Source organism: Promicromonospora sp. AC04, assembly GCF_003058225.1.
Lineage (GTDB): Bacteria > Actinomycetota > Actinomycetes > Actinomycetales > Cellulomonadaceae > Promicromonospora.
Genome location: NZ_QBUG01000015.1, coordinates 121,975 through 136,408, shown reverse-complemented (window position 1 = coordinate 136,408; position 14,434 = coordinate 121,975). Strand labels below are relative to the sequence as shown.

The 14,434-nt window shown below is 71.9% G+C and carries 15 protein-coding genes; 6 read left to right on the top strand and 9 right to left on the bottom strand.

The window, feature by feature from the left end; all coding sequences use genetic code 11:
• Positions 1 to 3: 3 nt before the first annotated feature.
• The 5 genes from C8K30_RS28795 to C8K30_RS28775 form a co-directional block, all read right to left on the bottom strand.
• Positions 4 to 825 (bottom strand): ABC transporter permease, encoded by an 822-nt coding sequence (locus C8K30_RS28795; RefSeq protein ID WP_108496330.1) that lies wholly within the window; start codon positions 823 to 825, stop codon positions 4 to 6.
• Complete coding sequence (locus C8K30_RS28790) at positions 822 to 1,826, bottom strand: ATP-binding cassette domain-containing protein (protein WP_108496329.1); 1,005 nt, start codon at positions 1,824 to 1,826, stop codon at positions 822 to 824. The genes C8K30_RS28795 and C8K30_RS28790 overlap by 4 nt, the downstream gene beginning before the upstream one ends.
• Before the next feature lie 61 nt (positions 1,827 to 1,887).
• On the bottom strand, positions 1,888 to 2,622 hold the full coding sequence (locus C8K30_RS28785; RefSeq protein WP_146197636.1) for an ABC transporter permease: 735 nt from the start codon (positions 2,620 to 2,622) through the stop codon (positions 1,888 to 1,890).
• Positions 2,619 to 3,407, bottom strand: a complete 789-nt coding sequence (locus tag C8K30_RS28780; RefSeq protein WP_108496327.1) for an ABC transporter permease — start codon at positions 3,405 to 3,407, stop codon at positions 2,619 to 2,621. The genes C8K30_RS28785 and C8K30_RS28780 overlap by 4 nt, the downstream gene beginning before the upstream one ends.
• Positions 3,404 to 4,117, bottom strand: a complete 714-nt coding sequence (locus tag C8K30_RS28775; protein ID WP_108496326.1) for an ABC transporter ATP-binding protein — start codon at positions 4,115 to 4,117, stop codon at positions 3,404 to 3,406. Before C8K30_RS28775 ends, C8K30_RS28780 begins: the two co-directional genes overlap by 4 nt.
• Before the next feature lie 131 nt (positions 4,118 to 4,248).
• Between C8K30_RS28775 and C8K30_RS28770 the strand changes: the two genes are divergently transcribed.
• Both C8K30_RS28770 and C8K30_RS28765 read left to right on the top strand, forming a co-directional pair.
• Positions 4,249 to 5,184, top strand: coding sequence for a sensor histidine kinase (locus C8K30_RS28770; protein ID WP_199230750.1), 936 nt, complete (start codon positions 4,249 to 4,251; stop codon positions 5,182 to 5,184).
• Complete coding sequence (locus tag C8K30_RS28765; protein WP_108496324.1) at positions 5,181 to 5,885, top strand: response regulator transcription factor; 705 nt, start codon at positions 5,181 to 5,183, stop codon at positions 5,883 to 5,885. Before C8K30_RS28770 ends, C8K30_RS28765 begins: the two co-directional genes overlap by 4 nt.
• Before the next feature lie 12 nt (positions 5,886 to 5,897).
• Here the strand turns inward: C8K30_RS28765 and C8K30_RS28760 are convergent, their stop codons facing one another.
• The 4 genes from C8K30_RS28760 to C8K30_RS28745 all read right to left on the bottom strand — a co-directional run bounded on the left by C8K30_RS28760 (position 5,898) and on the right by C8K30_RS28745 (position 10,432).
• The gene (locus C8K30_RS28760) at positions 5,898 to 6,821 is read right to left on the bottom strand and encodes a heme A synthase (RefSeq protein ID WP_108496364.1); all 924 of its coding nucleotides are present in this window, start codon (positions 6,819 to 6,821) and stop codon (positions 5,898 to 5,900) included.
• A 173-nt stretch (positions 6,822 to 6,994) separates the two neighbouring features.
• A complete protein-coding gene (locus C8K30_RS28755) occupies positions 6,995 to 8,221 on the bottom strand; it encodes a S8 family peptidase (RefSeq protein WP_108496323.1) in 1,227 nt (408 codons plus the stop codon).
• A gap of 307 nt (positions 8,222 to 8,528) precedes the next feature.
• Positions 8,529 to 9,320 (bottom strand): ABC transporter permease, encoded by a 792-nt coding sequence (locus C8K30_RS28750; RefSeq protein WP_108496322.1) that lies wholly within the window; start codon positions 9,318 to 9,320, stop codon positions 8,529 to 8,531.
• On the bottom strand, positions 9,317 to 10,432 hold the full coding sequence (locus C8K30_RS28745; RefSeq protein WP_233257547.1) for an ABC transporter ATP-binding protein: 1,116 nt from the start codon (positions 10,430 to 10,432) through the stop codon (positions 9,317 to 9,319). Before C8K30_RS28745 ends, C8K30_RS28750 begins: the two co-directional genes overlap by 4 nt.
• Before the next feature lie 220 nt (positions 10,433 to 10,652).
• On the opposite strand from C8K30_RS28745, the gene C8K30_RS28740 reads away from it, so the two are divergent.
• From C8K30_RS28740 to C8K30_RS28725, 4 genes are read left to right on the top strand one after another with little or no spacing between them, the layout of a single operon-like run.
• The gene (locus C8K30_RS28740; protein ID WP_199230749.1) at positions 10,653 to 11,444 is read left to right on the top strand and encodes a metalloregulator ArsR/SmtB family transcription factor; all 792 of its coding nucleotides are present in this window, start codon (positions 10,653 to 10,655) and stop codon (positions 11,442 to 11,444) included.
• Positions 11,444 to 12,880 carry a Fe-S cluster assembly protein SufB gene (gene sufB / locus C8K30_RS28735; RefSeq protein ID WP_108496321.1) on the top strand — a complete coding sequence of 479 codons (1,437 nt, stop codon included), beginning with the start codon at positions 11,444 to 11,446 and terminating at the stop codon, positions 12,878 to 12,880. Before C8K30_RS28740 ends, sufB begins: the two co-directional genes overlap by 1 nt.
• Before the next feature lies 1 nt (position 12,881).
• Positions 12,882 to 14,087, top strand: a complete 1,206-nt coding sequence (gene sufD, locus C8K30_RS28730) for a Fe-S cluster assembly protein SufD (RefSeq protein WP_108496320.1) — start codon at positions 12,882 to 12,884, stop codon at positions 14,085 to 14,087.
• Positions 14,084 to 14,428 (top strand): non-heme iron oxygenase ferredoxin subunit, encoded by a 345-nt coding sequence (locus tag C8K30_RS28725; RefSeq protein ID WP_108496319.1) that lies wholly within the window; start codon positions 14,084 to 14,086, stop codon positions 14,426 to 14,428. The genes sufD and C8K30_RS28725 overlap by 4 nt, the downstream gene beginning before the upstream one ends.
• Positions 14,429 to 14,434: the final 6 nt, after the last annotated feature.

Here is a 14,434-nt window from a genome sequence, read left to right as displayed (position 1 = left end):
CGGTCAGGCCTTGCGCAGGTAGCTGCGGACGGCGATCGGGGCGAAGATCGCCACGACCACTGCCGCGCTGAGCAGAGTCCAGCCCACGTCGGCGGTGACCACGCCCTCGTTCGCGAGGGAGCGCACGGCGGAGACCAGGTGGGACACCGGGTTGACGTTGACGAACGCCTGCATCCAGCCTGGGAGGGTGCTGACCTCGACGAAGGCGTTGGACAGGAACGTCAGCGGGAACAGGACCATGAACGAGACGCCCTGCACGAACGTGGCCGAGCGCGCGATCACGCCGATGTAGGCGAAGATCCAGCTCAGCGCCCACGCGCAGACGATCACGAGCAGGCCGGCGAGCACGACGCCGCCCACGCCGCCGTCGGGCCGCCAGCCCATGACGAGGCCGGTGAGGAACGTGATGGTCGTCGCGACGACGTACCGGACGGTGTCGGCGAGCAGGGCGCCGGCCAGCGGCGCGATGCGGGCGATCGGCAGGGAGCGGAAGCGGTCGAACACGCCCTTGTCCATGTCCTCGCGGAGCTGGACGCCGGTCACGACGGAGGCCGTGATGACGGTCTGCGCCAGGATGCCGGGGATGATCAGCGGCAGGTAGGCGCCGACGCTGCCGGACACGGCGCCGCCGAACAGGTACGTGAACATCAGCGTGAAGATGATCGGCTGGAAGGTCACGTCGATGAGCTGCTCTGGCGTGTGCCGCACCTTGAGCAGGCCGCGGTAGGCCATGGTGAAGGACTGCGAGACGGTGGCGGCCAGGCCGACCCGGGCCGGCTGGATCGTCGCGGTGTGGGGCGCTGGGGCGAGGGTGGCGGTGCTCATGCGTTCACCTTCTTGATGTCGTCGTGGGCGTGGTCAGGGCTGCCGGGCTCGGTGGTGTCGTCGGACGCCGCGTGGCCCGTGAGGTTCAGGAAGACCTCGTCCAGCGTCGGCTTGTCCAGGCTGACCGAAGAGATCGGCACCCCGGCATCCCGGAACCGGACCAGCAGGTCGGCGACCGCCTCGGCGTGGGGGACCGGCACGGTGATGCGCAGCCCCTCCGGCGCGACGACGCCCGCGGCGCCGAAGACCTGCTGCACCAGGCTGAGCGCGGTACCGAGGTCGGCCGGCTCGGCGATGCCGACCTGGAGCGACTGGGCGCCGACGGTGGCCTTGAGCTCGTCGGCGGTGCCCTCGGCGACGACCCGGCCGCGGTCGATGACGGCGATGCGGTCGGCGAGCTGGTCGGCCTCGTCGAGGTACTGGGTGGTGAGCAGCACGGTGGAGCCGTCCGCGACCAGGCGGCGGATCGTGTCCCACATCTGGTTGCGGGTGCGGGGGTCCAGGCCCGTGGTGGGCTCGTCCAGGAAGATGAGCGGCGGCCGGGCGATCAGGCTCGCCGCCAGGTCGAGCCGACGGCGCATGCCGCCGGAGTAGTTGCGCAGCGGCCGCTTGGCGGCGTCGGTCAGCGAGAACTCCTCGAGGAGCTCGGCCGACTTGGCCCGCGCGGCGCGGGAGGACAGGCCGAGCAGGCGGCCGAAGACCACCAGGTTCTCGGTGGCGCTCAGCGTCTCGTCGACCGACGCGTACTGGCCGGTCACCCCGATCAGGGAGCGGACGGCGGAGCCCTCGCGGGCCACGTCGTGGCCGAAGACGCGCGCCTCGCCGGCGTCGGGCCGCAGCAGCGTGGCGAGCATGCGGATGGTCGTGGTCTTGCCGGCGCCGTTGGGCCCGAGCACCCCGTACACGGTCCCGGTGCGCACGGTGAGGTCGACGCCGTCCACGGCGCGGTTGTCGCCGAAGATCTTGACGAGGCCCTGTGCCTCGATCGCGTTCGTGTTCATGACCCAAGCGTGCGCACGGGCCGCTCGCACGGGACTGTCATGCCGCTGTCACGGGTGGCTGTCACGGATCGCACCGGACGAACAGCACGGCGGCAGGGGCGCCGACGAGGACTATCCAGGCGATCATGACGAGCGCTCCCGTGGTCGCGGTGAGCACGGCGTCGGCCGGGTCGTAGAGCTGCATGGCGGCGCGGTCGGGGAGCCAGCGGGCGTGCTCGGTGAGCCCGGCGAGCAGCGGCGAGACGATCAGTACGAGGCTGAGCGTCCCGACGAGCGCGGGAACGAGATGCCGGAGCAGCAGGGCGACCGCATGGGCGAGGAGCCCGACCAGGACGAGATAGGTGGTCGCGCCGAGGACCGGCCACGGACCCCCGCCGTCGTCATCCACCGGAGCGTCGACCAGGTGCCGCGTGAGCGCGGCCGCGACCAGCGAGCCACCGACGGTTGCGGCGGCGGTGAGCGCCACCGCGACGAGCGTCGCGAGGGTCTTCCCGGCCAGCAGCAGCCCGCGACGGGGAACGACGGCGAGCGTGGTGCTCAGCTGGCTGCCAGTGTGCTCGTGAGCCACGGGAAGGACACCGAGCAGGATCAGGCCGGCCTGCACGAACGGGATGGCCTGGATCGTGACGTCGGTGCTGGACACGGGCGTGCCCTGTTCGGCGGCGTAGGCGGCGAGAGCGGCCACCATCGTTGCCCCGATCACCGCCGTACCGACGGCGGCAATGACGAAGACGGGCAGGGTGCGGAGCTTGCCGAGATCGGCGGCGGTGACGTTCAGCAGGCGCATCCCGCTCACGCGTCCCGTCGGGAGAACACCACGCCGGCGACGGCCAGCAGCCCGAGCGTCCAGGCGGCCATCACGAGCGCGCCGGGTCCGGCGTCGAGGCCGCCCTCGACCGTCGACAGCCCGCCGAACAGCCTCCGGCCGGCCAGGTCGGGCAGCCAGTGGGCGAGCGGGGTGATGTTGGTCAGCAGCATGGAGACCGACACGAGCGAACTGTTGGCGATCAGGACGACGAGCGGGACGATCCCGCTCCGGGCGAGGACCGTGATGGCGAAGGCGATCAGCCCGGTCAGCGTCCAGTAGAGGGTGGCGCCGAGGGACCGGACCAGCGCGACGTCGAGCGCGACGGGCTCAGAGGCGTCGCCGCCGATGATGAGGCGGGCGACCCCGACACTGGCAGGAATGGAGACCGCGGCGGTCAGCGCGACGAACAGCGCTACCGTCAGGGCCTTCGCGCCGAGCAGGGCGATCCGCCGTGGGCTCGCGGCCAGGGTGGCGGTGACCTGCCGGCCGCTGCCGGCATCGGTGCTGTTCGCGGCGTACTCGCTGCTCATCGCGACGACACCGATCACCACCGCGCCGACGGTGCCGAGCGGGACGGCCGCGTACCCGGTCTCGAACACGGAGACGAACGACCGGGACTCCGGCGCGCCGGCATCGAGCGCCGCGCGGGTGCCGATGGCGTTGAGCACCGTGATCCCCGCCGAGCCGAGCAGGGTGACCGTGCCGGCGACCCAGCTCGCCGGCAGGGTCGCCGTCTTGCGCAGCTCCGCCAGGAGCGTGCTCCAGAAGCTCATCGCGCCGCCTCCTGCTCGCGGCCGGTGAGCGCGAAGAACGCGTCCTCCAGGCTCGCGTGCCCGGCGGTCACCTCGTCCAGCGTCCCGGCTGAGACGATCCGGCCGCCGGAGATCACCACGAGGTCGTCGGCGATGCCCGCCACCTCACCCATCAGGTGACTGGACAGCAGCACCGTTCCCCCGGCGTCGGCGTGGCCGCGCAACAGGCCGCGGATCCAGCGGATGCCCTCCGGGTCCAGGCCGTTGACCGGCTCGTCCAGCACGAGCGCCTCCGGCTCGCCCAGCAGGGCAGCGGCCAGGCCAAGTCGCTGTCCCATGCCGAGCGAGTACCGGCCCACACGTGTTCGTCCGGCGTCGGCGAGCCCGACCTGCTCCAGCACCTCCCCGATCCGGCGTCCGGGGATGCCGTTGCTCCGGGCCACCCACGCCAGGTGGTCCCGCGCGGTACGGGAACGGTGGGCACCGGACCCGTCGAGCATCGATCCGACCGTGCGGAGCGGATCGCGCAGGCTCCGGTACGGGCGGCCGCGGACCAGGGCACGGCCGCCGTCCGCGCGGTCCAGGCCGAGCAGGATGCGCAGGGTCGAGGACTTGCCGGCCCCGTTCGGGCCGAGAAACGCGGTCACCCGCCCCGACCGGGCATGAAAGCCGATCCGGTCCAGGACGGTGCGAGAGCCGCGGCGCTTGACGAGCTGTTCGATCAGAAGCATGCCTCCATCCCAGCCGCCCGTCCTTGCCGCGTCATCGGCCCCAGGGCAGGACTTCACGCCGTCGCTCGGACCGTGGTCCGTCGGACCCAGGTCCGATGTGCGGCGACGAGCGAAAACCTAGACTCGGGCGGGTGGAACCGACTGCTCGACCCGTGCTGCGCTCGCGCGTGTGGCTGGCCGCCGCCGCCATCCTCGGTGCGCTCGGCCTCGCACTGGCGGCCACCGGCGTCGAGCAGCCCGTCGCCGTGCTGACCACGGTGCTCGTCGCCGCCGGGGTCGCGTTCCTGGTGCTGCTCTGGGCGCTCGCCCGCACCGGGCAGCAACGGCGCGCCTACGAGGAGGACCTGACCACATGGGCCGCCGAGCGCGCGGCCCAGGCCGAGCGACTGCGCATCGCCCGCGACCTGCACGACCTCGCCTCCCACGGGCTCGGCCTCATCACCGTGCGCGCTGCCGCCGCCCGGACCCTCGACGGGCCCGGCGGGGACGCGGAGCGCACGCAGGCGCTCGCGGACATCGAACGGACCGGCCGGGCGGCCACTACCGAGCTACGCCGGATGCTCGGTGTGCTGCGTTCGCCGGGCAGCGAGACCGCCCCGCTCCGGCCTGCCGAGACCCTCGACGACCTGCCCGGCATCGTCGACTCCGCCCGGGCCGGCGGGGTGACGGCGGTCCTGGCGGCCGAAGACCTCGGCGAGGTGTCTGCGGGTGCCCAGCTGACCGTTTGTGCGATAGTCCGCGAGGCTCTCGCCAACATCGCCCGACATGCCGGCCCCGCCGCTGCTCGTGTCGTCGTGCGCCGGGCGGGTGATGCGGTGGTCGTCATCGTCGAGGACGACGGCCCCGTGCACGGCTGGCGGCCCCACCCGGGCGCGGGGCAGGGCCTCACGGGCCTGCTGGAGCGGGTAGCCACGCTCGGTGGATCACTTGAGGCAGACGCCGCCGGCTCAGGTTTCCGCGTCAGCGCGCGTCTGCCGGATCACCCGTCCGACGTCCGGCCGGACGTATCGCCGGGCAAACCGCCGGGCAATCAGCCCGGCAATCAGCCCGGCAAGGTGCACCAATGACAGCCCCGGTCGGCGTGCTCGTCGTGGACGACCAGCCCCTCATCCGGCACAGTCTCCGGCTCATCATCGACGGTGAACCGGGCCTCTCCGTCGTGGGTGAGGCCGACACAGGCGAGGGCGCCGTCACCCGCGCCGCGCAGCTGCGACCCGACGTCGTCCTCATGGACATTCGCATGCCCGGCGGTGACGGCATCGACGCCACCCGCCGCATCGCGGACGACCCCGTGCTGAACGAGACCCGCGTCCTGGTGCTCAGCATGTTCGAGCTGGACGAGTACGTCCACGCCGCCCTTCGCGCCGGGGCGAGCGGCTTCCTCCTCAAGGATGCCGAACCCGCCCGGCTTGTCGACGCCATCCGCCGCACTCATTCCGGCGAGTCGCTGTTCGCGCCGAGCATCCTTGGCCGCCTCGTCGCGCACTACCTGGACCGGCCCGCGCGGCGGAACACGGCACCCCAGGACCCGACACAGCAGACCCTGCGCGGCCCGGACGTCCTCACCGACCGCGAGACCGAGGTACTCACGCAGGTGGGCCGGGGCCTCTCGAACGACGAGATAGCCCAGGCGCTCACCATCTCGATGGGGACCGTCAAGTCCCACATCGGCAACCTGCTGGCCAAGCTGCATGCCCGCGACCGCGCGCAGCTGGTCATCGCCGCGTACGACCACGGACTCGTGGGCGCCGGTCACGCGGGGGAGTAGGTGCTCCCGTGCTCACCGCACCCGCGTCGTCAGCACCACCCGCGTCGTCCCTGCGATCAGCACGGCGGCGCCGATCATGTGCAGCCCCACCAGCAGCTCGGGCAGGTCGGTGAAGTACTGCACGTACCCGATGGCGCCCTGCGCCAGCGTGATGCCGAGCAGGATCAGCGCGGCGCGGCGCACCGCGGCGGGCCCGCGGCGCACGGCGACGAGGTAGGTGACCAGGACGGCCAGGAACGCCCACACCGCCACCGCGTGCAGCTTGGTCAGCAGTGCCGGGTCGATGGCGATCCGGTAGCCCACCTCGGCGTCGCCGCTGTGCGGGCCGGCGCCGGTGGTGAGCACGCCGAACACGACCACGACGACGGTCAGCGCGGCGAGGGCCGAGGCCAGGGCGTGCACGCGCGGCCCCACCACGGGGGTCGGCACCTCGTCGCCCTCACCGTGCCGGTGCAGCACGTAGAGGGACGCGGCCACGAGGGCACCCGAGACGCCGAAGTGCAGGGACACCCAGCCCGGGTGCAGGTCCAGCAGCACCACGACGCCGCCGATCACGGCCTGCGCCAGCACGCCCACGATCGGCACCAGGCCGAGCAGGCGGTAGGACCGCGACCGCTTCAGGTCCGTGCACACCGCCACCGCGACCAGCACCGCGATGACCGACAGCACGCCTGTCAGCGTGCGGTTCCCGAACTCGATGTACGGGTGCAGTGTCGTGGCCTCGTGGAACTGCGGCGTAAAGCTCCCGGGCTCGCACTGCGGCCAGGTGGAGCAGCCCAGACCCGACTCGGTCAGGCGCACGGCGCCGCCGGTCCCGATGATGCCGATCTGGCCGACCAGGTTCGCGATGAGCACGGCGCGGGTCCAGTGGCGGAAGCGGTCGAGGCGGCCGGCGAGCGCGGCGAACCAGGAGGCGGGGGCGGCGGTTGCGGTCACGGTCCCCACGCTAGTGCCCGACGGCGGCGTCGCCTCCCGCGCATGTCCCGCACGCGCTGTGATTCTTACCCGACGAGCTGTCAGGAACGCGACAGGCTCCGCCGTAGACGTGCCAGACCCTCAGGGCACCTCCGGTGGCCTGAGGGTCTGACAGGTGCGAGGGTTGCTGACCCTCAGAGACCGCTGACGTTCAGCAGCAGGTTGGGCGAGCCCGCGCCCGCGTCGTCCACGACGTCCGGCACGGCAGCGCCCGTCAGAGCGTCACCGACCTCGGCCGGGGTGGCGGCTGGGTTGCTGCCGAGCACGAGCGCCGCGGCGCCCGCGACGTGCGGCGTGGCCATCGAGGTACCGCTGATGGTGTTGGTGGCGGTGTCGCCGGTGTACCAGGCCGACGTGATGTCGCTGCCCGGCGCGAAGATGTCCACGCAGGTACCGATGTTCGAGTAGCTGGCACGGGCGTCCGTGTCCTCGGTGGCGCCGACCGTCAGTGCCTCCGGGGTGGAGCCCGGCGAGCCGTCGCAGGCGTCGGCGGCGTAGTCGTTGCCGGCGGCGAGAGCGAAGGTGACACCGTCCGCGACGGCGGCGGACACGGCGTCGTTCACGGCCTGCGAGAAGCCGCCGCCGAGCGACATGTTGGCCACGGCCGGCTCACCGGCGGCGTGGTCGGCGGTCACCCAGTCGATGCCGGCGATCACGCCGTCGTAGGTGCCCGAGCCGCTGCAGTCGAGCACCCGGACCGCCACCAGCGAGACGTCCTTGGCGACGCCGTAGGCAGAACCGCCGACGGTGCCCGCGACGTGCGTGCCGTGGCCCGCGCAGTCGGTGGCGTCGTCGTCGCCGTCCACGGTGTCGGTGCCGCTGACCGCGCGGCCGCCGAAGTCCTCGTGGGTGGTCAGGATGCCCGTGTCGACGATGTACGCCGTCACGCCTGTGCCCGAGTTCCCGTACGTGTACGAGTCGTCGAGCGGCAGGCCCTCCTGGTCGATGCGGTCCAGGCCCCACGAGGGGACGGGCGACTGCGTGTCGGTCGCCGTCATCACGCGGTTCTGCTCCACGTACGCGACCGACGGGTCGGCCTCGAGCTGCTTGGCCTCGGCCGCCGACATCGACGCCGAGAAGCCGCGCACGGCGTTGGTGTACGAGTGGCGCACCTCGCCGCCGTACTCCTGCACCAGGCTGCTGGCCGTGCTGCGGACCTGCTTCTTGGTGACGTCGCTGTCCTTGAGGACCACGATGTACGAGTCCTCGATCGCCGTGCCGGCGACCGGCGCATGCGCCATGTCCGGCGTTGCCGACGGCGCTGCCGACGCCATGGCCGCCGCGGCTGGGGCCGCGGCGAGGGCGATCGCGATACCGGCGCCGACGATCAGCCGACGACGGTTGCTGTGAGTGGAAGTCACGCTGCCTCCCTGGGGAATGTAGGTGAAGCGAACCCTAAATGGGCAAATTTCACCCGCCAACCCTACGAATTGGTCATACCGCCCGGGTATGGGTTTGGGAAATTACTTACCCAAACCCGACGAAACGGCCGGGCGGGATGCAAGGTTGCGGACGCGAGATCGGTCGCTTGCTGCCTCGCCGACCCGAGTTCGGTCGCTTGCTTCGAGATCGGTCAATTAATGGACCGATCTCGAAGCAAGCGACCGAACTCGGTCCACGCTGGGCACCAACGGACCGAACTCGGTCACTCCGAACCGACGGACCGGCTCAGTGCCAGCGGAACAGGCGGGCCGCGCCCGCGCCGAGCGCTGCCGTCCAGGCGAGCAGGACCACCACGGAGAACGGCGGTACGGCACCGTGCAGCAGCGCGCCGCGCATCGCCTCGCCCAGGGCGCCCGACGGCAGCAGCACCGCCGCGTGCGCCAGCGGCCCGGCGAGCTGCTGCGCGGGCAGCAGCACGCCGCCGCCGACGGTGAGCAGCACGAGCACGAGGTTGGCCACCGCGAGCACGCCCTCGGCGCGCAGGGTCCCCGCCAGCAGCAGCGCCAGGGCGGTGAACGCCGCGGTGCCCAGCAGCGCGGCGCCGACGACGGCGGGCAGCGCGCCCAGCTCCGGCCGCCACCCGAGGGCCACCGCGACGGCGGCCACGACGATCACCTGCACCACCTCGACGGCGAGCACCCCGAGCACCTTGCCGGCCAGCAGCCCGGTGCGGCCCAGCGGCGTGGTGGCCATCAGCCGCAGCACGCCGTTGCGCCGGTCGAACGCGGTGGCGATCGCCTGGGACGTGAACGCCGTCGACATCACGGCAAGCGCGAGCACGCCCGGCGTCACGAAGTCGACCCGGGAGTAGCCCTGCGTGTCGAGGTCCAGGAACGAGGTCTGCACCAGGCCCACCAGCACCAGCACGGGCAGCACTATCGTCACGAGCAGCTGCTCGCCGTTGCGCAGGATGGCGCGTGTCTCGAACGCGGCCTGGGCCGCGATCCGGCGGACGGCGGGCGCGGCGGCGGGTGTGGTCTCGACAGGCCCGGCCTGCGGCTCCTGCTGGACGCTCATCGCAGGTTCCTCCCTGTGAGGTCGAGGAAGACGTCCTCGAGGGTGCGGCAGCCCGTCGTGACCGACCGGGCCAGCACGCCGCGGTCGGCGAGCCACCCGGTCACGGCCGCGAGCGCCGCCGGATCAACGGGCCCGGTAAGGGTGTAGACGCCGGGCTCGGCCTCGGCGGCTACCCACCCGTCCCCGCTTCGTTGAGTGCTGGGTACCTGTTGGGCTGGAGTCCCCTGACCCAACGGATACCCAGCACTCAACGGGGCCGGGGTGGGGTCGAGGGTGGTGAGCAGACCCGTCAGGTCCAGGCCCGGCGCGGCCTCGATGCGCACCGTCCCGGGGCCGCTGCTGCCGCCCTCGGTCAGCTCGCGGACGCTGCCGGACGCGATCACGCGGCCGTGGTCCACGACGTGCACGTGGTCGGCGAGGTCGGCGGCCTCGTCCATGAGGTGGGTGGTCAGGACGATGGCGACGCCGTCGGCCCGCAGCTCGCGCACCAGGTCCCAGACGGCGCGCCGGCTCTGCGGGTCCATGCCGGCGCTGGGCTCGTCGAGGAAGACGACGTCGGGCCTGCCGACGACGGCCGCGGCCAGGGCGACCCGCTGGCGCTGCCCGCCGGACAGGCGGCGCACGGTGGTGCGGGCGAAGCCGTGCAGGCCGAGGCGTTCGGCGAGCTCGTCCACGGGGCGCGGCGCGGCGTACATGGCGGCGACGTGCCGCAGCAGCTCCAGGGCGCGCACTCCGGTGGGCAGGCCGCCGTCCTGCAGCATGACGCCGACCCGTGGGCGCAGGAACCGTGCGTCGGCGACGGGGTCGTGGCCCAGCACGCGCACGCTGCCGCCGTCGGGGGAGCGCAGGCCCTCGCAGCACTCGATGGTGGTCGTCTTGCCGGCGCCGTTGGGGCCCAGGACGGCGGTGACTGCTCCTGGGCGGGCGACCAGGTCGAGCCCGTCCACGACGGCGCGGCCGCCGTAGCGTTTGACGAGGCCGCGCACCTCCACGGCGAACCCGTGGTCGGCACTGGCGGCGGCGCCGGCGGGACCGGCTGTGGTGGCGCCCGCGGTGGCCGCCTGGGCGGGATCCATCGCGGTGTCTATCGCGGGCGCGTCGGGCAAGGGCACCGCACAATCGTAGGCGGCGGCGCGCGAGGCGTCGTCGCACGGGGTGACCTGGGTGTGGACCAGGCGTGTGAGATGTGTCGCGATCGGCCCGAACTGAGGGTTGCCTTCCTTGCGCATCTCGAATTAGGGAACAAGGATGTTCTCAAAAGCATTGGCGTCTGCGGAGGCGTGACTACCGGGTGAAGTTCGCCCTCGGACCGACGTGAGGGAGGTGACCAGCATGAGCGCACCGACACAGGTGACAGCCGGGCACCTGGCGAGCCATCACGCGGCGAGCCATGAGACCGACGGCACCACGCGGCGGCACGTGCTCGAGCTCGTCGCCTCCCGTGGCCCGGTCACCGCGGGCGCACTCGCCGCCATCCTGGAGCTGACCGCCCCGGCCGTGCGCCGGCACCTCACCCTCCTGGAGGAGGACGGCAAGATCACCGTCCACGAGGCAGCGCCGTCCGGCACCCCCCGGCGCGGCCGCCCCGCACGCCGGTACGTCGTCACCAGCGGCGGCCAGTCCGAGCTGGCGGGCGGCTATCAGGAGATCGCCCGGCAGGTCCTGCGGTTCCTGCGGGACACGGGCGGCAGCGAGGCCGTGGCCGGCTTCGCGAAGGACCGGTTCGACGCCGTCGCCCGCAGCTACGCACCACACCTCACCGCCCCCGACGCCGAGGGCCGGGCCGCGCAGCTCGTCCAGCTGCTGTCGGCCGACGGTTACGCCGCCTCCGTGCGGCCCGTGCCGTCGCCGCTGACCGGACCGACCGCCGGCGTCGTGGCACCCGCGATCCAGCTGTGCCAGGGGCACTGCCCGGTGCAGCACGTGGCCGAGGAGTTCCCCGAGCTGTGCGAGCAGGAGGCCCGCGCGTTCAGCGAGCTGCTGGGCTCGCACGTCCAGCGCCTCGCGACCATCGCGGGCGGCGCCTTCGCCTGCACGACCAACATCCCCGTGAACGTCTCCGCCCAGCCGGGCGTCGGCGTCCCACGTACCTTCCCCGCGACGACCCCCACCGAAGGAAAGTGATGAGCGCAGAAACGCAAGCGCCAGAGCAGCGCTCCGACGATGAGATCATCGCCAGCATCGGCTCGTACGAGTACGGCTGGCACGACAGCGACGCCGCGGGCATGTCCGCGCAGCGAGGCCTGAGCGAGGAAGTTGTCCGCAACATCTCGGCTCTGAAGAACGAGCCCGAGTGGATGCTGAACCAGCGCCTCAAGGCCCTGCGCCTGTTCGGCAAGAAGCCGATGCCGAGCTGGGGCTCCGACCTGTCGGGGATCGACTTCGACAAGATCAAGTACTTCGTGCGCTCCACGGAGAAGCAGGCCACGTCCTGGGACGACCTGCCCGACGACATCAAGAACACGTACGACAAGCTCGGCATCCCCGAGGCGGAGAAGCAGCGCCTCGTCGCGGGCGTCGCGGCCCAGTACGAGTCCGAGGTCGTCTACCACCAGATCCGCGAGGACCTGGAGGAGCAGGGTGTCATCTTCGTCGACACCGACACCGGCCTGCGCGACTACCCGGAGCTGTTCCAGGAGTACTTCGGCACGGTCATCCCGTCGGGCGACAACAAGTTCGCCGCGCTGAACTCGGCAGTCTGGTCGGGCGGCTCGTTCGTCTACGTGCCGCCGGGCGTGCACGTGGAGATCCCGCTGCAGGCCTACTTCCGGATCAACACCGAGAACATGGGCCAGTTCGAGCGCACGCTGATCATCGCCGACGAGGGCAGTTACGTGCACTACGTCGAGGGCTGCACGGCGCCGATCTACACCTCGGACTCCCTGCACTCGGCAGTGGTCGAGATCATCGTGAAGAAGAACGCCCGCGTGCGCTACACGACGATCCAGAACTGGTCGAACAACGTGTACAACCTGGTCACCAAGCGCGCCACGGCCGCTGAGGGCGCCCAGATGGAGTGGGTCGACGGCAACATCGGCTCCAAGGTCACCATGAAGTACCCGGCGATCTACCTGCTGGGCGAGCACGCCCGCGGCGAGACGCTGTCCATCGCCTTCGCGGGCGAGGGCCAGCACCAGGACGCCGGCGCGAAGATGGTCCACGCGGCGCCGAACACGTCGTCGTCGATCGTCAGCAAGTCCGTGGCGCGCGGCGGCGGCCGCACGTCGTACCGCGGGCTGGTGCAGGTGCTCGAGGGCGCCTCCCACTCCGCGTCCAACGTCCTCTGCGACGCGCTGCTGGTGGACCAGATCTCCCGCAGCGACACCTACCCGTACGTGGACGTCCGCGAGGACGACGTGTCCATGGGTCACGAGGCCACGGTCTCGCGGGTGAGCGAGGACCAGCTGTTCTACCTCATGTCCCGAGGCCTGGAAGAGACCGAGGCCATGGCCATGATCGTGCGCGGGTTCGTCGAGCCCATCGCGCGCGAGCTGCCCATGGAGTACGCACTCGAGCTCAACCGCCTCATCGAGCTGCAGATGGAAGGGTCCGTCGGCTGACATGACTCTCACGACCGATCACTCGCGCGCTGTTGCCGACGGCGCCCACACACACGGCGTCGGCGGCAAGCCCCAGGGCTCCCGCGCAGAGCGCCGCACGTCGTTCTCCCTGGAGGACATCCCCGTCCCCAACGGCCGCGAGGAGGAGTGGCGCTTCTCCCCGGCCGACCGCCTCCAGCCGCTGTTCCAGGCGGACCTCGGTTCCTCGGGCGTCACGGTCCAGGTGACCCCGGCCCCCGAGGTCAAGGTGGAGACCGTCGCCCGCGACGACGCCCGCCTGGGCACCGCCGGCAAGCCCGGTGACCGCACCGCCGTCACCGCGTGGAACGCCTTCGAGCAGGCCACCGTCGTCACCATCCCGGCAGAGGCCGTTGCCTCGGAGGTCACCTCGGTGCGCCTCGAGGGCGTGTCGAAGGACGCGACCGCGGCCCACGTGCTGGTCCGCGCGGAGCGGCACTCCGAGGCCGTGGTGGTCCTCGACCACGCCGGCGTCGGCACGCTCGCCGAGACCGTCGAGATCGTGGTCGAGGACGGCGCGCACCTCACCGTCGTCAGCGTCCAGGACTGGGCCGACGGCGCCGTGCACGCCTCCTCGCACCGGGCCCGCCTGGGCCGCGACGCCAAGCTCAAGCACGTCGTGGTGACGTTCGGCGGCGACGTCGTGCGCGTCACGCCGGACGCAGAGTTCACCGCCGAGGGCGGGGACGTCGAGATGGTGGGCCTCTACTTCGCGGACACCGACCAGCACCAGGAGCACCGCCTCTTCGTGGACCACGCGGTGCCGGAGTGCAAGTCCCGCGTGACCTACAAGGGCGCCCTGCAGGGCTCCGGCGCGCACACCGTGTGGGTCGGCGACGTGCTGATCCGCGCGAACGCCGAGAACACCGACACCTACGAGCTCAACCGCAACCTGGTCCTCTCGGACGGGGCGCGCGCGGACTCCGTGCCGAACCTCGAGATCCAGACCGGCGAGATCGCCGGCGCCGGCCACGCCAGCGCCACCGGCCGGTTCGACGACGAGCAGCTCTTCTACCTCGAGTCCCGCGGCATCTCCGAGACCGAGGCCCGTCGTCTCGTCGTGCGCGGCTTCTTCGCCGAGCTCATCCACGAGATCGGCGTCCCGTCCGTCGAGGAGCGCCTGCTCGCCTCCATCGAGGCCGAGCTGGAGAAGTCGATGAGCGTGATCACCGGGGCACCGGCCGCATGACCGCGCAGCTGGCCTGCATGACCGAGGACCTGGGACCGGAGGAGGCGATGCTCGTGGAGCTCGACGGCGCCGACGGCGCCCCGGTCCCGGTCGCCGTCGCACGTGACGCGGACGGCAACTTCCACGCCATCTCCGACATCTGCTCGCACGGCGCCGTCTCGCTGTCCGACGGCGAGGTGGAGGGCTGCCTCGTCGAGTGCTGGCTGCACGGCTCGCAGTTCGACCTGCGGACCGGCCAGCCCGTCCAGCTTCCGGCGGTGCGCCCCGTGCCCGTCTATCCGGTGACGGTCGACGGCGAGCGGGTGCTCGTCGACATCGACGTAACCGTCCCCGTCTCCTGAACCACT